General features: G+C 66.6%; 18 protein-coding genes. 3 read left to right on the top strand and 15 right to left on the bottom strand.

Annotation, left to right across the window (positions count from 1 at the left end; all coding sequences use genetic code 11):
- Positions 1-97 precede the first annotated feature (97 nt).
- Genes QFZ46_RS18445 through nirB form a run of 5 tightly spaced genes read right to left on the bottom strand, consistent with a single transcriptional unit; the run spans position 98 to position 6,147 of the window.
- On the bottom strand, positions 98-778 hold the full coding sequence (locus QFZ46_RS18445; protein WP_307363846.1) for a sirohydrochlorin chelatase: 681 nt from the start codon (positions 776-778) through the stop codon (positions 98-100).
- Positions 775-1,908: a uroporphyrinogen-III synthase gene (locus tag QFZ46_RS18450; RefSeq protein ID WP_307363848.1), complete on the bottom strand. Its 1,134-nt coding sequence runs from the start codon at positions 1,906-1,908 to the stop codon at positions 775-777. The genes QFZ46_RS18445 and QFZ46_RS18450 overlap by 4 nt, the downstream gene beginning before the upstream one ends.
- Positions 1,905-3,176, bottom strand: a complete 1,272-nt coding sequence (gene cobA, locus QFZ46_RS18455) for a uroporphyrinogen-III C-methyltransferase (RefSeq protein WP_307363850.1) — start codon at positions 3,174-3,176, stop codon at positions 1,905-1,907. Before cobA ends, QFZ46_RS18450 begins: the two co-directional genes overlap by 4 nt.
- Entirely contained in the window at positions 3,173-3,595 is a 423-nt protein-coding gene (nirD, locus tag QFZ46_RS18460; RefSeq protein ID WP_307363852.1) for a nitrite reductase small subunit NirD, read from the bottom strand. Before nirD ends, cobA begins: the two co-directional genes overlap by 4 nt.
- The gene (gene nirB, locus QFZ46_RS18465; protein ID WP_307364675.1) at positions 3,592-6,147 is read right to left on the bottom strand and encodes a nitrite reductase large subunit NirB; all 2,556 of its coding nucleotides are present in this window, start codon (positions 6,145-6,147) and stop codon (positions 3,592-3,594) included. The genes nirD and nirB overlap by 4 nt, the downstream gene beginning before the upstream one ends.
- A gap of 231 nt (positions 6,148-6,378) precedes the next feature.
- Between nirB and QFZ46_RS18470 the strand changes: the two genes are divergently transcribed.
- On the top strand, positions 6,379-7,743 hold the full coding sequence (locus QFZ46_RS18470) for a DUF349 domain-containing protein (protein WP_307363854.1): 1,365 nt from the start codon (positions 6,379-6,381) through the stop codon (positions 7,741-7,743).
- 54 nt (positions 7,744-7,797) lie between these two features.
- The gene (locus QFZ46_RS18475) at positions 7,798-8,391 is read left to right on the top strand and encodes a type IV toxin-antitoxin system AbiEi family antitoxin (protein ID WP_307363856.1); all 594 of its coding nucleotides are present in this window, start codon (positions 7,798-7,800) and stop codon (positions 8,389-8,391) included.
- Here the strand turns inward: QFZ46_RS18475 and QFZ46_RS18480 are convergent.
- From QFZ46_RS18480 to QFZ46_RS18515, 8 genes are all read right to left on the bottom strand, one after another.
- Positions 8,361-10,610 carry a RelA/SpoT family protein gene (locus tag QFZ46_RS18480; RefSeq protein WP_307363858.1) on the bottom strand — a complete coding sequence of 750 codons (2,250 nt, stop codon included), beginning with the start codon at positions 10,608-10,610 and terminating at the stop codon, positions 8,361-8,363. The genes QFZ46_RS18475 and QFZ46_RS18480 overlap by 31 nt on opposite strands.
- A gap of 65 nt (positions 10,611-10,675) precedes the next feature.
- The gene (gene secF / locus QFZ46_RS18485) at positions 10,676-11,665 is read right to left on the bottom strand and encodes a protein translocase subunit SecF (RefSeq protein ID WP_307363860.1); all 990 of its coding nucleotides are present in this window, start codon (positions 11,663-11,665) and stop codon (positions 10,676-10,678) included.
- Positions 11,665-13,392 (bottom strand): protein translocase subunit SecD, encoded by a 1,728-nt coding sequence (gene secD, locus QFZ46_RS18490; RefSeq protein WP_307363862.1) that lies wholly within the window; start codon positions 13,390-13,392, stop codon positions 11,665-11,667. The genes secF and secD overlap by 1 nt, the downstream gene beginning before the upstream one ends.
- Positions 13,393-13,435: 43 nt before the next feature.
- The gene (locus QFZ46_RS18495) at positions 13,436-13,858 is read right to left on the bottom strand and encodes a preprotein translocase subunit YajC (RefSeq protein WP_307363865.1); all 423 of its coding nucleotides are present in this window, start codon (positions 13,856-13,858) and stop codon (positions 13,436-13,438) included.
- A gap of 71 nt (positions 13,859-13,929) precedes the next feature.
- The gene (ruvB, locus tag QFZ46_RS18500; RefSeq protein WP_307364677.1) at positions 13,930-14,919 is read right to left on the bottom strand and encodes a Holliday junction branch migration DNA helicase RuvB; all 990 of its coding nucleotides are present in this window, start codon (positions 14,917-14,919) and stop codon (positions 13,930-13,932) included.
- 43 nt (positions 14,920-14,962) lie between these two features.
- A complete protein-coding gene (ruvA, locus tag QFZ46_RS18505) occupies positions 14,963-15,586 on the bottom strand; it encodes a Holliday junction branch migration protein RuvA (protein ID WP_307363867.1) in 624 nt (207 codons plus the stop codon).
- Positions 15,587-15,595: 9 nt separating this feature from the next.
- Entirely contained in the window at positions 15,596-16,180 is a 585-nt protein-coding gene (gene ruvC / locus QFZ46_RS18510; RefSeq protein ID WP_307363869.1) for a crossover junction endodeoxyribonuclease RuvC, read from the bottom strand.
- Between the two features lie 46 nt (positions 16,181-16,226).
- On the bottom strand, positions 16,227-16,985 hold the full coding sequence (locus QFZ46_RS18515; protein WP_307363871.1) for a YebC/PmpR family DNA-binding transcriptional regulator: 759 nt from the start codon (positions 16,983-16,985) through the stop codon (positions 16,227-16,229).
- A gap of 135 nt (positions 16,986-17,120) precedes the next feature.
- Here QFZ46_RS18515 and QFZ46_RS18520 point away from each other — a divergent pair, with 135 nt between their 5' ends.
- Positions 17,121-18,044 (top strand): phosphotransferase, encoded by a 924-nt coding sequence (locus tag QFZ46_RS18520; protein WP_307363873.1) that lies wholly within the window; start codon positions 17,121-17,123, stop codon positions 18,042-18,044.
- On the opposite strand, the gene pdxT is transcribed toward QFZ46_RS18520, so the two are convergent.
- Complete coding sequence (gene pdxT / locus QFZ46_RS18525; RefSeq protein WP_307363875.1) at positions 18,041-18,637, bottom strand: pyridoxal 5'-phosphate synthase glutaminase subunit PdxT; 597 nt, start codon at positions 18,635-18,637, stop codon at positions 18,041-18,043. The genes QFZ46_RS18520 and pdxT overlap by 4 nt on opposite strands.
- Complete coding sequence (gene pdxS, locus QFZ46_RS18530; protein WP_307363877.1) at positions 18,627-19,526, bottom strand: pyridoxal 5'-phosphate synthase lyase subunit PdxS; 900 nt, start codon at positions 19,524-19,526, stop codon at positions 18,627-18,629. The genes pdxT and pdxS overlap by 11 nt, the downstream gene beginning before the upstream one ends.
- Between the last annotated feature and the right edge of the window lie 36 nt (positions 19,527-19,562).

The raw sequence follows: 19,562 nt of genomic DNA on the forward strand, positions 1-19,562 counted from the left end.
CAGGACGCGCTTGCGCAACCACACCCGCACCCTGCTCGACCCAGAACACCCCGGTGAGACCGAAGCTCACCGGGGTGTTCTGCTGTGTCGTCGATGATCAGCGGGCGGCGTGGTACCGATCGACGACCACGCGGGCGATGCGCGTGTCCGGAGCGAGCGGCAGACTGACGATGTCGGCCCCTGCCCCGCCGACGAGACCGGCGAAGAAGCCTGGTGCCAGCACATGACTCGCCGCGATGACGCGCACTGCGCCGTTGCTTCGGGCATGAGCGACAGCGTCCCTGATACGGGGAACTGATGCCGATGCATAGCCGACGGTCACCGGAGCAGGAACCATCGAGCGCAGCCTGGTGGCGACGGCCTCCACATCGACCAGCGCTGCGGGGTTGCTCGAGCCCGCAGCCGCGAGCACGACATGGTCTCCTGGCATCCAGCCATCGGGCATCGCGTCGGAAAGACGATCGACGAGGACGTCCGCGATGAGAGGGTGCGTGCCCAGCGGCTCCGCCTGGCGCGCATTCGCGTGCGACTCCACGGCCCGCGAGATGTCGACAGCGGTGTGGTAGCCGACCGAGAGCAGCAACGGTACGACGACCACGTCGTCCCCTGGTGCCTCTTGAGCGATGACCTCATCGATCTGCGGCTGCTCGACGTCCACGACGGCGGCGACGACCCTGACCTCCGGCAGCAGCTCACGGACATCATCGATCAGTCTGCGAACGGCTTCCTGTCCAGCACGATCGTTCGTTCCGTGCGAACAGGCGATGAGTGTGGTCACGCTGCGTCCTCCACCGCGAGTCGGTATCCCCTCTTCACCACGGTCCTGACGATATCGATCGTGCCGAGAGCCTCGCGCACGCGTGCGACGGCCATCTCGACGGCGTGCGCATTCTGACCGGTGCGAGGCAGTGCCACGGCGATCTCCTCTCTGGACAGCACACGGCCGCCTCCGTCGAACAGTGCGCCCAGCAGACTCGCGCCCGCACGTGAGAGCGCGATGAACTCGCCGTCGATGACGACACCGCCGCTGCGCATCGACACGATTCCTGCAGCAGTGGTCAACGAGGGCGCGGCTCCCCCCGTGCCGAAGTAGCCGATCACGCACCTCGCGAGCGAGCCGAGCCGACCTCGATCGGCGATCGTCGCATGGAGCCCGTGCTCCCGCAGCGGCGCAGCGGTGATGGGTCCGACAGCCGCAAGCAGCAACCGGCCGGATGCGGCGCGGTCGCGGATGTCGTCCAGGGCATCGAGCCGCGTCGCCGACCGGAGCCACTCCGCAGCTCCCGGCGCTGACGTGAAGAGGACGGCATCGACCTCGCCGCTCGCCGCATGGGCAACCGATCGCTCCACGAGCTGCGGGTCGGCCGGCGGCCCCCAGCGATACACCGTGAGGCTCACGACATCCGCGCCCGCGCCCGACAGCAGGGCATCAAGTCCGTCCGAGCCGGCACCATGGTGCTGCACGGCCACGCGCTTGCCCGCCAACGACGACGACAGGAGATACTCCCCCACCTCGGCCGCAGTCTCGGACTCCGCGACCCAGTCCGCGACGAATCCGGCCTGCTGGATGGCACCATGTGCTTTGGGACCCCTGGCGACGAACTGCGAACCGCTCAGCGCAACCGTCAACGCCTCGGCGAGATCGTGCTCGTGAGCGGCGTCCATCCATCCGCGGAAGCCGACACCCGTCGTCACGACCACGATGTCCGGCGGGCGCTCGACGAGCTCGCGGGTGCGACGGATGAGTTCTTCGTCATCGGCGTTGGGAACGATGCTCAGCGCCGGTGCACGGCAGACCTGAGCCCCTCGTCGCTCGAGCGCGCTCGCCAGATCGCCGGCGCGGCGATCGGCGGCGACGACGATCGAGCAGCCGGCGAGGGCGGCTTCCAGAATGCTCCGGGAACTCACCTATGGGACTCCCGTGGTCGAACGGACTCCGGCATGAGCAGACCAGCCCGGGCGACTTCGCCGAACACGATCACTGCGGGGTTCTGCACGCCGACGGCGGCCGCATGCGCGACGACCTCACCCAGCGTACTGCGGGTCGTGCGCTGTCGCGGGGTATGACCGTTCTCGACGATCGCGACCGGTAGATCATCGCTGATCCCGTGCCCCAGCGCTGCGCGCACCACCTTCGGCAGAGCCGCGACACCCATCAGCATCGCCGTCGTCACCAGGGGGTCGGCGAGCGACTGAAGGGTCGTGGCGGAGACATCGCCCTGTCCGTTCACGATATGAAGAGCGGATGCCGTGCCCCGATGCGTGACAGGGATGCCTGCAGCCTGAGGAACCGAGATCGCGCTGGAGACGCCGGGAGTCACCTCGACAGGGATGCCGGCCAGCTGACAGGCGATGACTTCCTCACCGCCGCGGCCGTACACGAACGGGTCTCCGCCCTTGAGCCGGACGACGCGCTTGCCTGCCGACGCGTGCTCGACCAGCAGTGCGTTGATCTCGTCCTGCGGCACCGGGTGATCATGCGGACGCTTGCCCACGTCGATCACGAGCACGTCGGAGTCCAGTTCTGCGATCACTCCGTTCGTCGGTCCCAGACGATCGGCGATGACGACGTCGGCTTCGGCGAGCAGACGTCGTGCACGCACTGTCATGAGATCGACAGGACCAGGGCCCCCGCCGATGAGGTCGACGCGCCCGGCATGAGCTGCGCGGCGTCGTCGGAGCGGAAGCCGACCGGACTCCAGCATCGCGGCGATGGCGTCGCGGACGCCGGCTGCACGACGCGGGTCGACTCCCACTTCGCTGGACACGCCGACGACGACATCACCGGATGTCGTCTGAGCCGTCATCCGGGCGCTGCCGTGGGCGCCGTCGGAGGCGTTGATGCAGAACACCCGTTGCTGATCGCAGAGCGCGGCGATCTCACGATCGACCCCGAGATCGCCGGTGGCGCAGTGCACGAGCCACACGTCGTCGATGTCTTCGGGGGCGAAACGACGCCGGACCCACTCGACATCGTGCACCGAATCGGACTCTTGGCCGGCCGCGTCGCCGTGGGCGACGATCAGCGCGTGCGTCTGCGGCGCGAGCTCCGGCGCGACGATCCGCACCAGCGCACCATCGGCCAGGAACCGCTCAAGACGGCGGGCCGCGACAGCGCCGCCACCGACGAGCAGTACGCGACGACCCGTCAGAGCGAGTCCGAGCATCGTGGTCATGTCCGAGCACCTTCCGTCGGAGTGCCATCAGAGGCCGTGCCATCAGAGGGTGGCGCGGCATCCCTCAGCAGGTAGAGATCATCGCCGACGGTCCGCACCTGCCACACCTCGAGATGCAGAGCCGGCTTCCCCTGGGTCTCGAGGCACTCGCCCGTACGCAGATCGAACACCTGCTTGTGCATCGGCGATGCGATCGTCGGGGCGTCGCCCCTGGTGCCGACGATGCCGCGCGAGATCACATTCGCCCGACTGTACGGGTCGAGGTTCGACACCGCGTGCACGCTGCCGTCACGCAGCAGGAAGAGCGCGACCTGGTCGGTGCCGAGAAGCGCCGCACGGCCGCGCTCCACCTCGAGATCCTGGATGCTGCACACGCGCACTGCGCTGCCTGCGCGCGCGCGATCTGTCAGAAGCGTCATCGACGCACCTCCAATGTGGTTCCGGCGATCATCACGCCACCCGCCTCGCGCTCTTCTGCCGTGGCAGGCCGGAGCTGGCCACGGGTCGCGACATACGCGAGTGAGGGGTCAGGTGTCTCCGCCGCGTTCACGAACGACTCGAAGCGCTTCAGCTTCTGCGGGTCGCGCAGGGTCGCCGCCCATTCGTCCTCGTAGTTGTCGACATGCCTGGCCATTGCCGAGTCGAGGTCGGCGCAGATGCCGAGGGAGTCGTCGAAGATGACCTCCTTGAGACCTAAGAGCCCGCCTTCGAGCTCTTCGCACCAGGGAGCGGTGCGCTGCAGCCGGTCGGCAGTGCGGATGTAGTACATGAAGAACCGGTCGATGGCCTGGATGAGCTCATCGTCGGACAGATCCGAGGCGAGCAGTTCGGCGTGGCGCGGTGTGAAGCCGCCGTTGCCCCCGACGTACATGTTCCAGCCGGTCTCGGTGGCGATGACGCCGACGTCCTTCCCGCGTGCCTCCGCGCATTCGCGCGCACACCCTGAGACACCGATCTTGAGCTTGTGCGGAGCCCTGAGCCCTCGGTAGCGCAGCTCCAGTCGCACCGCCATGCCCACCGAGTCCAGCACCCCGTACCGGCACCAGGTCGAGCCCACGCACGACTTCACCGTCCGAAGCGACTTGCCATAGGCCTGTCCTGATTCGAAACCGGCATCCACCAGGCGCTGCCAGATCAGCGGCAGCTGCTCCAGGCGCGCGCCGAACATATCGATGCGCTGTCCGCCGGTGAGCTTCGTATAAAGGCCGAAGTCCTCGGCGACCTGCCCGATCACGACGAGACCCGCGGGTGTCACCTCGCCGCCCGGCATCCGCGGAACGACCGAATAGGTGCCGTCCTTCTGCATGTTGGCCATCACGTGATCGTTGGTGTCCTGCAGGGTCGCGTTCTCACCGTCGAGCACGTGCGCGCCCACCAGGACCGAGAGGATGCTGGCGAGAGCCGGCTTGCAGATGTCGCAACCCCGGCCGCGCCCGAACCTCTCGATCACTGCGCTGAAGGTGCTGAGCTCCGACACTCGCACCGCATCGAAGAGCTGCCTGCGTGACATGTCGAAGTGCTCGCAGAGCGCGTTCGACACGGTCTGGCCGAGCTTCGTGAGCTCCTGCCCCACGACCTTCTTGACCATGAGAACACACGATCCGCAGGTCGCCCCTGCCTTCGTGCAGGCCTTGACGGCACCGGCATCCATGCAGCCCTCTTCGTGCACGGCCTGACGGATCCGTCCGGCCGTGACGTTCGAGCAGGAGCACACCACAGCCTCATCCGGCAGCGCACCCCCCGGTGCCTCCACGCCGCCCTCCGGCATGAGGTAGGCGACAGGATCCGCACCGAGACGGGCACCGACCAGCGGGCGCAGTGATCCGTATGCGGCCGCGTCACCGACGAGGATGCCACCCAGCAGGGTCTGGGCATCGTCCGAGAGCACGAGCTTCTTGTACACGCCGGCGACGGGGTCGGCGTATACGACATCAAGAGCGTTCGGCGTCTGCGCGAATGCATCCCCGAAGCTCGCGACGTCGACTCCGGAGAGCTTGAGCTTGGCGGATTCGTCGTAGCCGGGGAAGGTCGCGTCTCCGCCGAGCAGTCGAGTCGCAGCGACCTCCGCCATCGCGTAGCCCGGGGCCACCAGTCCGACGCTGCGGCCGTCGAAGTTCGCGACCTCGCCGATCGCGAGGATCGCCGGGTCGCTCGTGCGGCAGCGGTCATCGATCAGGACGCCGCCGCGGGGGTGCACTTCGAGCTGCGCGTTCCGGGCGAGTTCGTCGCGTGGGCGCACTCCGACCGTGAAGATGACCACGTCGGCGCGATGGAAGCTCCCGTCCTGGAACTCCAGCGCGGTGACGGCACCGGACTCGTCGGGGTCGAGACGGGTCGTGCGCGACTCAGTGCGAACCGCGATCCCCCTCGCCTCGATCAACCGCCGCAGCATCCCGCCTCCGGCAAGATCCAGCTGTGCGGACATCAGACGGTCGGATGACTGCACCACCGTGCAGTCGACGTCCAGCCCCTGCAGCGCGCCGGCGGCCTCGAGCCCGAGCAGCCCTCCGCCGATGACGGCACCGCGCAGCGGTCTGCCGAGCTCACCGCTGCGGTGCTGCACGAATCGGCGCAGCTCCTGAACGTCGTCGAGAGTCCGGTAGACGAAGCATCCGGGTAGATCCGCACCGTCCACCGCGACACGCGCGGCGTACGAACCAGTGGCGAGAACCAGCGCGTCGTAACCGATCTCGTGTCTCGATCGCGTGACCACCGTCTGTGCGCGCCGATCGATGCGCACGACCCGATCGCCGGGGAGCAGCGTGACGCGCTCGTCTTCGAAGACCTCAGGGTCGAGGGTCAGCTCCCCCGGCGTCGATCCGGAGAAGTACCCGGTGAGTCCGACGCGGTCGTACGGATGCCGGTCCTCGTCTCCGATCACGGTGATGAGCATCGCCCCTTCAGACTGGCTCAGCACGCTCTCGACGAAGCGGTGCGCGACCATGCCGGCCCCCACGACGACGACTCGCATCACCGGTTCGGTGTTCTCGTTCACAGCGCCTCCAGCACGTCGGGGATGCCCCAGACACTATGAGCGCGGTGTTTCGCGGACCGAGCGGCTCCCGTTACGCGCGTCGAACGTTCTGCTCACAAAACGGTAACGGCGTTGTGAGATCCGAGGCATCTCGCGCGGTGCCGCCTCGTACTAGGCTGATCAACGTCCTTTCCCCCTCCCGCGGGCTGACCGCGCAAGGAGCACATCGTGTCTGCCACCGAGCCTTCGAAGCCGACTCCCCCTGTCCCCGCACCGCCTGTTCCGGCACCTCCGCGCATCCCGATGCCGCCGCGCACTCCGGCCCCTGCGGCCGCTGCCGCACCGGTGTCGCCTGTCGCCGCGGCCGATTCCGCTGATTGGGGCCGCGTCACCGAAGACGGCACCGTCGAGGTGCGGGAGGGCGAAGAATGGCGTGTCGTCGGCCAGTACCCTGACGGCACATCCGATGAGGCTCTCGCGTACTACGTGCGCAAGTTCGACGACCTCGCGTTCAAGGTGCACACGCTCGAGCAGCGTCATCAGGCCGGCGGCGCTTCTGCCGGCGATCTGACCGCGCAGGCGAAGCATCTCGTCGACGAGGTCACGAACGCCGCGGCCGTCGGCGATCTCGCATCGCTGCGTGCACGACTCGACGCGCTCACCACCACTCTCGCAGAGGCCAGCGCAGCCGAAGCGCAGCAGGCCAAGGCACTGGTGGACGCTGCGATCGCAGAGCGGACGGTTCTCGTCGAGAGCATCGAGGAGGTCGCCGCAAGGGACCTCTCCAAGGTGCAGTGGAAGCAGGTCACCGAGGAGGTCACGACCCTCTTCGATGCATGGCAGGCACAGCAGCAGAGCGGTCCGCGCCTGCCCAAGGGCATCTCGCAGCAGCTCTGGAAGCGATTCCGCGATGCCCGCTCCATCGTCGACAAGAGCCGTCGCGCTTTCTACTCCGATCTCGACGAGACCCACAAGGCCGCACGCGACCGCAAGGCGCAGCTGATCGAGCGGGCTGAGGCGCTCGCGCCCAAGGGCGTCGACGGCATCCCCGCGTATCGCGCACTGCTCGATGACTGGAAGGCATCAGGTCGTGCAGGGCGCAAGGCGGACGATGCACTCTGGGCGCGGTTCAAGGCCGCGGGCGATGCGCTGTACGCGGCGCGCGCCGAGCAGTCCGCCGCGGAAGAGGCGGAGTCGGCCCCCAAGATCGAGGCCCGTGAGGCGCTGCTCGAAGAGGCCAAGGCCGTCGCCGACGAGCCCAACATCAAGCAGGCACGCGCGCTTCTCACCCGCATCCAGCGCCAGTGGGACGACGTGGGCCGCATCTTCCCGCGTGACCGCGAGCGTGCGCTTGACGACAAGCTGCGCACGATCGAGCAGTCGCTCAAGTCGCGTGAAGAGGTCGACTGGAAGCGCAACAACCCTGAAACCAAGGCACGCGCGAACGACATGAGCCAGCAGCTGCTCGATGCGATCGAGAAGCTCGAGGGTGAGAAGGCCGCGGCCGAGAAGGCCGGCGACAAGAAGGCGGCGAAGGAAGCAGCCGATGCTCTGGAGGCTCGTCGCGCCTGGCTGAACGCCCTGGACGGCTGAACACCTTATCCACAGCCCGCCCCGGAGAGGAGAGCAGCGAGCCACACTGAACGTGTGGATCCCTCACTGTTCTACCGCCCCGGGGCGTTGCTGTCTCAACAGGAGCTGATCGCGGCGCGTCTGGACGGGCTTCTCGTCGAGGTCGGTGAAGGCTACATGCCCGTCGATCTGCCGGAGGATGCCGGTGCCAGAGCAGCGGCTCTCATACCGATCCTGTCCCCCGGCTTCGCCGCGAGCGGCCCCACTGCCGCCTGGGTCCACGGAATCGGCGATGCACCACCACTGCGCCACCACATCCAGCGCGCTGTCGATCACCGCCCTCGTGTCCACCCTCGGCAGAACCTGATCATGCATGAGGGGCGGGTCCCGCCCAGCGATCTGCTGCTCGTCGGAGCAGTGCCGGTGACGACGCCGTTGCGCACCCTCACCGACCTCGTCCTCACTTCTGGTCGGTATGACGAGTGCGCGGCGTGGATGCGGTCGATGGCGACGGCATGCCCGTCGCTGGTGCCGCGGGTGCAGAGCCTGCTCGTCGCGCGGTCACGGTTGCCAGGAAAACGCGCCGCGCTGGCGGCCCTCGCCGAGCTCATAGCCGGGCGCGAACAGGAGGAAGGCGCTCAGGATGAGGTCACTCGGTACACGTCGTAGACAGCATCGATGCGGCGGACGGCGTTGAGCACGCGATCGAGATGCACCGAGTCGCCCATCTCGAACACGAACCTGCTGATCGCCAGCCGCTCATCATTCGTGTTCACCGTCGCGGAGAGGATGTTCACGTGGTGCTCGCTGAGCACACGTGTGACATCGGAGAGCAGACCCGCGCGGTCGAGCGCCTCGACCTGTATCTGCACGCGGAACACGCTCTTCGTGGTCGGGGCCCATTCGACCTCGACGAAACGCTGCTCCTCGGCGCTGAGGGCCTTGACGTTGACACAATCCGCCCGATGCACTGACACGCCGCTGCCGCGGGTGACGAAGCCGACGATCGGGTCGCCGGGCACCGGGGTGCAGCACTTCGCGAGCTTGACGAGAATGTCGTCGGCTCCGCGAACGAGGATGCCGGAGTCACCCGTGCGCGGTTCCCGGCTACGCGGCCTGCCAGGGATCTCGATCGCGCCGGTCGTGGTGTCGTTCGCCGCGATGAGAGCGGTGACCTTCTCCAGCACGGACTGCGTGGAGACGTGGCCCTCGCCGACAGCGGCGTAGAGCGCGGAGACGTCTTCGTAATGCAGCTGCTGCGCCACCTCGGCGAAGGAATCCTGGCTCATCAGCTTCTGCAGCGGCAGGTTCTGCCGGCGCATCGCGCGAGCGATGGATTCCTTCCCCTGCTCGATGGCTTCCTCACGCCGCTCCTTCGTGAACCATCCACGGATCTTGTTCCGCGCCCGGGTGCTCTTGACGAAGCTGAGCCAGTCCTGGCTGGGACCGGCATCCGGGTTCTTCGAGGTGAACACCTCGACGACGTCGCCGCTCTTGACGGCCGTTTCAAGGGGCACGAGGCGCCCGTTGACCTTCGCCCCCATGGTGCGGTGACCGATCTCGGTGTGCACGGCATAGGCGAAGTCGACCGGCGTGGCGCCGGCGGGAAGCCCGATGACCCGCCCCTTCGGCGTGAAGACGTAGACCTCTTTCGCCCCGATCTCGAAGCGGAGCGAATCGAGGAACTCGCTGGGGTCGGCGGTCTCCGCCTGCCAGTCCGAGATGTGGGCGAGCCAGGTCATGTCGGTGTCCGTCGGACCGGCGAGCGGCTTGCCGCCGTTCATCCGCTCCTTGTACATCCAGTGCGCGGCCACGCCGAACTCGGCCTGCTGATGCATCTCGTGAGTGCGGATCTGTATCTCCACGGTGCGTCCGCTCGGCCCGATGACCGTGGTGTGCAACGACTGGTACAGGTTGAACTTCGGCGTGGCGATGTAGTCCTTGAACCGGCCGGGAAGCGGCGTCCAGCGCGCGTGGATCGCGCCGAGCACGGCGTAGCAGTCCCGTACGGAGTTCACCAGGACTCGGATGCCGATGAGGTCGTAGATGTCGTCGAACTCACGGCCCCGGATCACCATCTTCTGGTACACCGAGTACAGCTGCTTGGGCCGACCTCCGACCTTGCCACGGATCCTCAGATCATGGAGGTCCTCATTGATGGACTCGATGACCTGACCCAGATACTTCTCGCGCTGCGGAGTGCGCTGCGCGATCAGAGAGTTGATCTCGGCGTAGATCTTGGGATGGAGCACCGCGAACGAGAGATCCTCGAGCTCGGACTTGATCGCCTGGATGCCGAGACGGTTCGCCAGCGGAGCGTAGATCTCCAACGTCTCCCTGGCCTTCTTCTCCGCCTTCTCCGGCGGCACGAATCCCCAGGTGCGTGCGTTGTGCAGGCGGTCGGCGAGCTTGATCAACAGCACGCGGATGTCCTTCGACATCGCGACGATCATCTTGCGGACGGTCTCGGACTGCGCGCTCTCGCCGTACTTGACCTTGTCGAGCTTGGTGACGCCGTCGACGAGCATGGCGACCTCGTCGCCGAAGGCCTCGGTCAGTTCGGAGAGTGCGTAGCCCGTGTCCTCGACGGTGTCGTGCAGCAGCGCGGCCGCGATGGCACGTGGACCGAGGCCCATCTCGGCGAGGATCTGAGCGACGGCTAGCGGATGGGTGATGTACGGCTCGCCGCTCTGACGCTTCTGTCCCTCGTGCTTCTCATGAGCGACCCGGTACGCGCGTTCGATGATCGCGAGGTCGCCCTTGGGGTGGTTCACCCGCACCGTGCGGACCAGGTTGTCGAGGTCGTTGATGCGGGGCGCGCGCGAGAAGATGCGGGGCACCAGCCTTCTCAGACTGGATCCCTGCGTCGACGTGTTCGCCTCCGCCATCACTGCACCTCCGGGTCAGAACATCCTACGCGTGCACAAGAGGCACGGGCTCGTGCACGTCGGCCCTATACGTCAGCCCTTGCACGTTCGCGCAGCTCGCGCACACGGTTGTCCTGAGCGACGAGCTGCGGCTCCTTCTCGCGGAACAGGGAGTAGAGCGGAGCGGCGACGAACAGCGTGGAGTAAGTGGCCACGAGGATGCCGACGAAGATCGACAGCGAGATGTCTGTGAGGGTCTCGGCGCCGAGCCAGAATGAGCCGATGAACAGGATCGCCCCGACAGGGAGCGCTGCGACGATCGAGGTGTTGATCGATCGGATCAGCGTCTGGTTGACCGCGAGGTTGACGGACTCTCCGAAGGTTCGCGACGAGTTCTCGCCGTCCTCCGTCGTGTTCTCCCTGATCTTGTCGAACACCACCGTCGTGTCGTACAACGAATAGGCGAGAATCGTGAGGAAACCGATCACCGCCGCCGGCGAGATCTCGAAGCCGGCCAGCGCGTACACGCCGACTGTGATCACCAGCACGTCGAGGAGGCCGATGATGGCCGCCGCTGACATCTTCCAGGTGCGGAAGTAGATCGCGAGGATCAGGAAGGTCAACGCCAGGAAGATCGCGAGGCCCCAGAGCGACTGCCTCGTGACGCTCTCGCCCCAGACCGGGCCGATGAACGATGAGGTGACCTCATCGGCCGGAACCTCGTACGCCTCTGCCAATGCACCGGCGACGCTCTGAGTCTCTTCCGGACTCATCTGGGAGGTCTGCACGCGCACGTCGGTGCCGTTGACGATCGCGACCTTGGCCGCAGCCTCAGGAACGACGGACTGCACCGCTTCAGAGGCGGTCGACTGATCGGTGCTGTCCGGTGCGAGCACCGTGAACTGCGACCCACCGGTGAACTCGATCGAGAACTGCACCGGGCGCAGGAGCGGCACGAGAGCGGATGCCACGACCAGCGCGATCGCGATCACGAACCACAGGCGACGCCTGCCGACGAACGGGAACGAGGTCTTCCCGCTGTAGAGGTTGTTGCCGAACTCATTCATGGAGGCCATCAGCGCTCTCCCTCGCTTCCGGCATCGGTCGATCTGTCGCCTGCCAGCGCCTCAGCGCGTTTGCGCTCGGCGATGGTCTGTCGGCGTTCTGCTTCAGCGCGCGAGCGAGTGTTCTTCGCGGCACGTCCTGCGGTCCCCGGCGTCACCTGACGGTACTGGGTACGCGTGCGGTAGACCGCGCCGAGGGCCTCGGGGTCGAGGCCGGAGAGCTTGTGCCCGCCCCCGAAGAACCGGGTTCGTGCCAGCAGTTGCATCACGGGATGCGTGAAGATGACGAAGATGAACACGTCGATCAGCGTCGTGAGACCAAGAGTGAAGGCGAAGCCCTTCACCGTGGAATCGGCGAGGATGTAGAGCACGACAGCCGCGAGGATGTTGATCGACTTCGAGATGTAGATCGTGCGCTTGGCTCGGCCCCATCCGTCTTCCACCGCACCGGTGATCGACTTCCCATCACGCAGCTCGTCTCGGATTCGCTCGAAGTACACGATGAACGAGTCAGCTGTGAAGCCGATCGACACGATGAGTCCTGCGACGCCGGCGAGCGACAGCCGGAACCCGAGTCGCCACGCAAGGATGCAGACGATGATGTAGGTAAGCACCCCCATCACGGCGATCGAAGCGATGATCACCGAGCCGAGCGCACGGTAGCTCAGCAGCGAGTACACGGCGACGAGCGCGAGGCCGATGAGACCGGCGATGAGACCGACCTGGAGTTGCTGGGTACCGAGTGTCGCCGAGACGGTGTCGGAGCTCTCGGTCGTGAAGCTCAGCGGCAGTGCGCCGTATTTGAGCTGATCTGCAAGAGTCTCTGATGTCTCCTGCGTGAAGGAGCCCGAAATGCTGGGCTTGCCGTTCAGGATGGCGGCATTCATCTGCGGGGCCGAGATCACCTTGCCGTCGAGCACGAAGGCGAACTGATCACGAGGGCTGAGGCCATCGAGCTTGTTCTGGTAGAGCCGCTGGCTGATGTTGCCGAAGACCTCGGTACCGTTGCCATCGAGCACGAGGTTGACGGTCCACGCACCGGTCTGCGGGTCGCGACCGCTGGTCGCATCATCGATGGCGTCTCCGGAGAGCTCCATCGGCCCGAGGATGTACTTCGCCGTCCCGGTCTCATCGCAGGTGATCAGCGGTTCGTCCTCGGGGGCATCTGCCGCGGTGTTCTCAGGGTCCGCGCAATCGAATGCGAGGAACTCCGACTGCAGCTTCTCCGTGATCCACGCCATGTCGCTGCCATCCGTCGGCTCTGCCGTCGGGACGTCGTTGGCGCTGGGGTCCGGAGTCGGATACGGCGTGGCGTTGCCGTCTTCGCCGACGAACTCCGTTGCAGGATCACCGGCGTACAGCACCGGACGGAACTCGAGCTGAGCGCTCGCCTGAATCCGCGCGCGAGTCTCCTCATCCGCCGTACCGGGGATCTGGACGACGATGTTGCGACCGCCCTCGGTCGTGACATCGGCTTCGGCGACGCCGGCGGCGTCGACACGCTGCCGGATGATCGCGGCGGCTTGATCGAGCTGCTCCTGCGTCGGGTCGGCACCGTCCTCCGTGACGGCGCCGAGCACGATCTGCGTGCCGCCCTGGAGGTCGAGTGCGAGCTCAGGCATCCAGGAGCTCTTCCCGAGCATGACGCCGACCGTGTTCACGCCGAACAGCGCGGCCGTCACGATCAGAAGGCTGAGAAGAACCTTCCAGGCGTGACGGACTGGAGAAGAAGATGCCACGTACGTTCAGCTTTCTACGATGCCGGGCGGTCGAGGCGAAGGACTACTTGCCGTCGGAGTCGCGATCCAGACGGGCGCGGGTCTCCTCTGGAGTCTCGAGCGAGGGATCGGCGGGAGGGTCGAGCGGCGTCTGCGGCTCGTCGACGATCTCGTCGGCGAGGTCGGACTCGGCGTCATCGGCCTCTGTGACCGCATCCTTGGGCTCGACGATTCGGAGAATCGCCTGGCTGTGCACCTCGATGATGGTGCCAGGTGCGATCTCGACGAGTGCGGGCGAGTCGAGGTCTTCTGCGTCGTACGCGACGATCGTGCCGTAGATCCCGCCCTGCATCAGAACCTTGACGCCGGGGACCGTCTTGGTGGCCTTCTCCTCCTGCTCGGCCTTCATCTGCTTCTGGCGCTTGCGCGTGTTGATGAACATGAAGACGAGGAGGACTGCGAGGAGTCCGAAGAGGACGATTTCCATCAGGCGAAGCCTTTCAAAGTGCGCGCGCCATCGATGGACGCGCAGAGGGGGTCGGGGGAAGCCTTCAGCGATTATAGGTCATCGAACAATGCGGCAGTCTCCGGATGCTGGAGTCCGAGGTGCTCGTAGGCCTCCGGCATCGCGACACGACCTCGCGGCGTGCGTCCGAGAAAGCCGATACGCACGAGGAAGGGTTCGACGACGCTCTCGACCGTCTCGGCTTCTTCGCCCACGGCGACTGCCAGAGTGCTCAGGCCGACGGGGCCTCCGCGGAACCGGCGGACAAGCGTGTCGAGTACGGCGCGGTCGAGGCGGTCCAGGCCGATCGGGTCGACGTCGTACAACTCGAGCGCAGCCCGGACCTCGGCGATCGAGGCCGACCCGTGCTCGCCGTGCACCAGGGCGTAGTCGCGCACCCGGCGCAGCAATCGGTTGGCGATTCGGGGTGTCCCCCGGGACCTGCGGGCGATCTCCGCACGCGCATCACCCGGCATGGATACTCCCAGCACGTTGGATGAGCGCAGGATGACCTTCTCGAGGTCGCTGTCGTCATAGAACTCGAGGTGCCCGGTGAAGCCGAAGCGGTCACGCAGCGGATTGGGAAGCAACCCGGAGCGTGTGGTGGCGCCGACAAGCGTGAAGGGCGCCAGATCAAGAGGGATGCTGGTGGCCCCAGCGCCCTTTCCGACCATGATGTCGATGCGGAAGTCCTCCATCGCGAGATAGAGCATCTCTTCCGCGGAGCGGGCCATGCGGTGGATCTCGTCGATGAACAGGACCTCGCCCGGCACCAGGCTCGACAGCAGCGCGGCGAGATCGCCGGCGTGCTGGATCGCCGGGCCACTGGAGAGGCGCAACGGGCGCTCGCTCTCATGGGCGACGATCATCGCCAGGGTGGTCTTGCCGAGGCCAGGGGGGCCGGCGAGGAGGATGTGGTCAGGCGAGCGGTTCTGGATCCGTGCGGCATCGAGCAGGAGCTGCAGCTGACCGCGCACCTTGGGTTGTCCTACGAATTCGCCGAGGCTGCCGGGACGCAGCGCGCCTTCGATCGCGAGTTCCATTTCATCGATCGGCTCGGCGCTCCTGCCGTCGAACTCGCCGTCGTCAACCACGTGGCGTTCCCGCCTTGGCGGGGCCGAGCGCGGCGAGAGCCTGACGCAGCAGCGCCGACACGGATTGTCTGTCGGCGTCGCTCGCCGCATCCGCAGTCTCCGTTGCGGCCTCGTTCGCGACCTTCTCGGACCACCCGAGACCGACCAGCGCTGCAGTCAGCTGCGTGACGACATCCGTCGCGGTAGCCGTGCGCGCATCGGCCGCGCGCGGCGAGGGCGCCTTGAGCTTGCCTGCGAGCTGCACGACGATCAACTTCGCGGTCTTCGGTCCGATACCCGACACCCGCCGGAACGGCGCGTCGTCGTCATCGGCGACGGCTGCGGCGATCTGGTCGACCGTGAGATGACCGAGGACACCGAGCGCCGACTTCGGCCCGACACCGGTGACGCTGAGCAAGTGCCCGAAGACCTCCAACTCGACGGATTCGGTGAAGCCGAAGAGCGTCAGGGCATCTTCACGCACGATAAGACTCGTGTGCAGTCGCAGCTGCTCACCGATACGGCTCGTGTGCGCGACATCACCGGGGACGAAGACGAAGAAGCCCACCCCGCCGACCTCGATCACGACATGGTCTGCACCTGTGGAGAGCACGGTCCCGTGCAGCGAGGAGATCATCTTCCCAGCCTACGAGCCCGATCGTATGTATGTTCGAGCGACACGCTCGGCATCCGCCCACGCGCGCTGCGCCGGGGTCAGCGTTTCAGATGCGCCGGGCGCCGCGCCGTCTCTGCGCCACGCGTGGCACAGAGCGATCGCGAGAGCATCGGCTGCGTCAGCGGGCTGCGGCGGCGCGTCGAGGCGAAGGATGCGGGCGATCATCGCCTGCACCTGCTTCTTGTCGGCGGATCCATAGCCGGTGACCGCGGCTTTCACCTCGCTCGGCGTATGGGTAGCGGCAGGCAGGCCGGCCTCGGCGGCGAGCAGCAGTGCCACTCCGCTCGCCTGAGCCGTGCCCATCACGGTGTGGCTGTTGTGCTGTGCGAAGACGCGCTCAACGGCGACGGCATCCGGTCGGTGCTGCTCGAGAACGGTTCGTATGCCGGCCGCGACTGCGGCGAGTCGATCGCCGATCGGCATGTCCGGTGGAGTGCGGATCACACCGACGTGCACGAGAGTTCCGCGGCGGGAGCGATCGACGTCGACGATGCCGACGCCGCACCGGGTGAGACCGGGGTCGATGCCGAGTACGCGCAGAGAAGAAGCCGCCACTCCCCCAGGTTATGCGCCAGGAGAGCGACGGCCTCGAGGGCGCGCCTTACTCGTCGTTCTCGAGCTCGGCCTGCACCTCTGCGCTCAGGTCGAAGTTGCTGTAGACGTTCTGCACGTCTTCGCTGTCTTCGAGTGCATCGATGAGACGGAAGATCTTGCGGGCGGTGTCGGCGTCGATCTCGACCTTGAGGTTCGGCACGAACTCGACGTCGGCCGACTCGTAGTCGATGCCGGCATCCTGGAGCGCGGTGCGCACCGTCACCAGGTCGGACGCATCGGTGATGACTTCGAAGCCCTCGGCGTGCGGTTCGATCTCCTCGGCACCGGCCTCGAGCGCAGCCATCATGACGTCGTCTTCGGTCGTGCCCTCGGAGCCGACGACGATGACGCCCTTGCGGGTGAAGTTGTACGCGACGCTGCCGGGGTCGGCGAGCGTGCCGCCGTTGCGGCTGAGGGTCGTGCGCACCTCAGCGGCCGCACGGTTCTTGTTGTCCGTGAGGCACTCGATCATGAGGGCGACGCCGTTGGCGCCGTAGCCCTCGTACATGATCGAGGTGTACTCGACGCTCTCGCCGCCGATGCCGGCGCCGCGCTTGACCGCACGGTCGATGTTGTCCTTGGGCACAGACATCTTCTTCGCCTTGAACACAGCGTCGAACAGTGTCGGGTTGCCCGCCATGTCGGCACCGCCGAGCTTCGCGGCGACTTCGATGTTCTTGATGAGCTTGGCCCACGACTTCGCGCGCCTGGAGTCGATGACCGCCTTCTTGTGCTTGGTCGTCGCCCACTTGGAATGCCCGGACATATGTCTCCGCTCGTCGTATCCGCCCTGCTGACGTCGCAGGGCGTCGTCCAGTCTAACGAAAAGCGTCCACCGCCCGCGGCGAACGGTCGGATGCTACTTTCGACGCCTGTGCACGAACGATGAGAGGAACCGACCATGCGCATGGGTGCTGACCGGCTGCGGCCGTCATGGGCGTCGTTGCCTGTGGAGCTGCGTACGCCGATCCTCACATCGATCGGCGGTGACTTCGTCTCGGACTCCCCCGCGCACGGCGGTTTCAGCGCCGGGTACGCCGCCGTGGTCCGCACTACAGCGGGAGACGCATTCGTGAAGGCGATCGCATCCGATTCGCACGCCGACTCACGCACGGTCCTTCGCCGCGAGATCGCAGTGCTTCGTGCGACGATGTCATCACTGGCACCGTCGCTCGTGGACCCGATCGACGACGACTCGGGCACCGCCATCGTCCTCGAGTCGATCGACGGCAGCCAGCCCGGCGCTCCATGGCACACGCAGGAGCTCCACGCCATAGCCGAGGGCATCGCACAGTTGGCCGAGACGACGGCGCCACCATCCGTCGTTGCCGCAGAAGACGCGATGATGCCGGGCTTCACGCGGTGGCAGCGCATCGCGGACGAGGACTCGTTGTGGGGCTCTTTGCCCACTTCGCTGCGGGGTCGGCTGCCCGACCTCATCGCGCTGGATGGCGAATTCGCCGATGCCGTGCGCGGCGTCACTCTCGCACACGGCGATCTGCGCGCGGACAATGTGCTCATCTCGCACGGACGTGTCCGATTTCTCGACTGGCCGCATGCGCGCCGCGGCGCCGCCTGGCTCGACCTTCCGCTGCTGTTGCCCAGTATCGAAGCGGTCGGCGGCCCCCGTTGCGAGGACGCCTGGAAGATCTTCCGGTCGTACGGTGCTCCGTCGCCCGCCGAGCTTCTCCCGGTCATATCCGGATTCGCGTCGTTCCTCTGGTTCGGCCAGGCTCAGGCTGCCATCGCGGAGCTGCCAGGTCTGCGCTCGTTCCAGCGAGCTCAGGCCATCCCCGCACTGCGATGGTCGACCGCGCTGCTCTAGTGTTCGGCCGCGACCAGTGCGAGCAGTCGCTCGTGGAAGCGGGTTTCCCCCGTGATCTCCGGGTGGAAGCTCAAACCGATCAGGTTCCCTTGTGCCACCGCGACGATACGTCCGTCGTCGAGCGACGCCAACGCATCAGCATTCGGCCCGACGTAGTCGATCACAGGCCCTCGGATGAAGGCCGCGTGGACGGGGCCGTCATCCATCCCCGAGACGATCAGATCGGCTTCGAACGACTCGACCTGACGCCCGAAGGCGTTGCGGCGCACCACGACGTCGAGCCCGCCGAACGACTGCTGGCCGTCGATCGCATCCACCACCGTGTCGGCCAGCATGATCAGCCCGGCGCACGTGCCGAGCACCGGCATCCCGTCCAGGATCGCGTCGCGGATCGGATGCTGCAGACCGAACAAGCGCGACAGCTTGTCGATCACGCTCGACTCCCCGCCGGGTATCACGAGGCCGGCGACCTGGGCGAGTTCCTCGGGACGGCGCACACGGATGACATCCGCCCCGAGATCCTGCAGAACCCGCTCGTGCTCGCGGACGTCGCCCTGCAGCGCCAGGACCCCGACGGTGGTGCTACCAGCCACGCTCGGAGAGGCGGTGCGGTGCAGGCAGGTCGGAGACGTTGATGCCCACCATGGCCTCTCCCAGTCCGCGCGATACCTCGGCCACGACCTTGGCGTCGTCATAGAACGTCGTGGCCTTCACGATCGCCGCGGCGCGTTCAGCAGGATTGCCCGACTTGAAGATGCCTGAACCGACGAACACGCCGTCCGCGCCGAGCTGCATCATCATCGCGGCGTCCGCCGGGGTGGCGACGCCCCCTGCGACGAACAGCACGACTGGGAGCTTTCCGGTCTCGGCGATCTCGGCGACCAACTCGTACGGTGCCTGCAGCTCCTTCGCGGCGACGAACAGTTCGTCCTTGGGCAGCGCGGTGAGCGCGGCGATCTCGCCGCGGATCTTGCGGATGTGCTTCATCGCCTCCGAGATGTCGCCGGTGCCGGCCTCCCCCTTGGAGCGGATCATCGCCGCCCCCTCGTTGATGCGCCGAAGGGCCTCGCCGAGGTTGGTGGCGCCGCAGACGAACGGAACCTTGAATCCGAACTTGTCGATGTGGTTCACGTAGTCGGCGGGCGAGAGCACCTCCGACTCATCGATGTAGTCGACGCCGAGCTCCTGCAGCACCTGGGCCTCGACGAAATGGCCGATGCGCGCCTTCGCCATGACCGGGATCGAAACCGTGTCGATGATGCTGTCGATCATGTCGGGGTCGCTCATACGCGAGACGCCGCCCTGTGCACGGATGTCGGCAGGAACGCGCTCGAGCGCCATGACTGCGACGGCGCCGGCATCTTCGGCGATCTTGGCCTGCTCTGCCGTGACGACGTCCATGATGACGCCGCCCTTGAGCATCTCGGCAAGACCGCGCTTGACGCGCGACGATCCGGTGGTGGGATTCTGGTCTGCAGCCATGAGCTGTTCCTTCCGGGTATTCAAACGTGCACTTTG

Origin of the sequence: Microbacterium murale, from assembly GCF_030815955.1 — a bacterium.
GTDB lineage: Bacteria > Actinomycetota > Actinomycetes > Actinomycetales > Microbacteriaceae > Microbacterium > Microbacterium murale_A.

What these genes read in the sequence shown, in the direction of transcription:
- QFZ46_RS18520 (WP_307363873.1), top strand. Translation starts at nt 17,121, where the DNA reads ATGCGCATGGGTGCTGACCGGCTGCGGCCGTCATGGGCGTCGTTGCCT.
- ruvA (WP_307363867.1), bottom strand. Translation starts at nt 15,586, where the DNA reads ATGATCTCCTCGCTGCACGGGACCGTGCTCTCCACAGGTGCAGACCAT.
- QFZ46_RS18515 (WP_307363871.1), bottom strand. Translation starts at nt 16,985, where the DNA reads ATGTCCGGGCATTCCAAGTGGGCGACGACCAAGCACAAGAAGGCGGTC.
- cobA (WP_307363850.1), bottom strand. Translation starts at nt 3,176, where the DNA reads ATGACCACGATGCTCGGACTCGCTCTGACGGGTCGTCGCGTACTGCTC.
- QFZ46_RS18480 (WP_307363858.1), bottom strand. Translation starts at nt 10,610, where the DNA reads ATGGCGGAGGCGAACACGTCGACGCAGGGATCCAGTCTGAGAAGGCTG.
- QFZ46_RS18495 (WP_307363865.1), bottom strand. Translation starts at nt 13,858, where the DNA reads ATGGAAATCGTCCTCTTCGGACTCCTCGCAGTCCTCCTCGTCTTCATG.
- nirD (WP_307363852.1), bottom strand. Translation starts at nt 3,595, where the DNA reads ATGACGCTTCTGACAGATCGCGCGCGCGCAGGCAGCGCAGTGCGCGTG.
- nirB (WP_307364675.1), bottom strand. Translation starts at nt 6,147, where the DNA reads ATGCGAGTCGTCGTCGTGGGGGCCGGCATGGTCGCGCACCGCTTCGTC.
- ruvB (WP_307364677.1), bottom strand. Translation starts at nt 14,919, where the DNA reads ATGGAACTCGCGATCGAAGGCGCGCTGCGTCCCGGCAGCCTCGGCGAA.
- secF (WP_307363860.1), bottom strand. Translation starts at nt 11,665, where the DNA reads ATGGCCTCCATGAATGAGTTCGGCAACAACCTCTACAGCGGGAAGACC.
- pdxS (WP_307363877.1), bottom strand. Translation starts at nt 19,526, where the DNA reads ATGGCTGCAGACCAGAATCCCACCACCGGATCGTCGCGCGTCAAGCGC.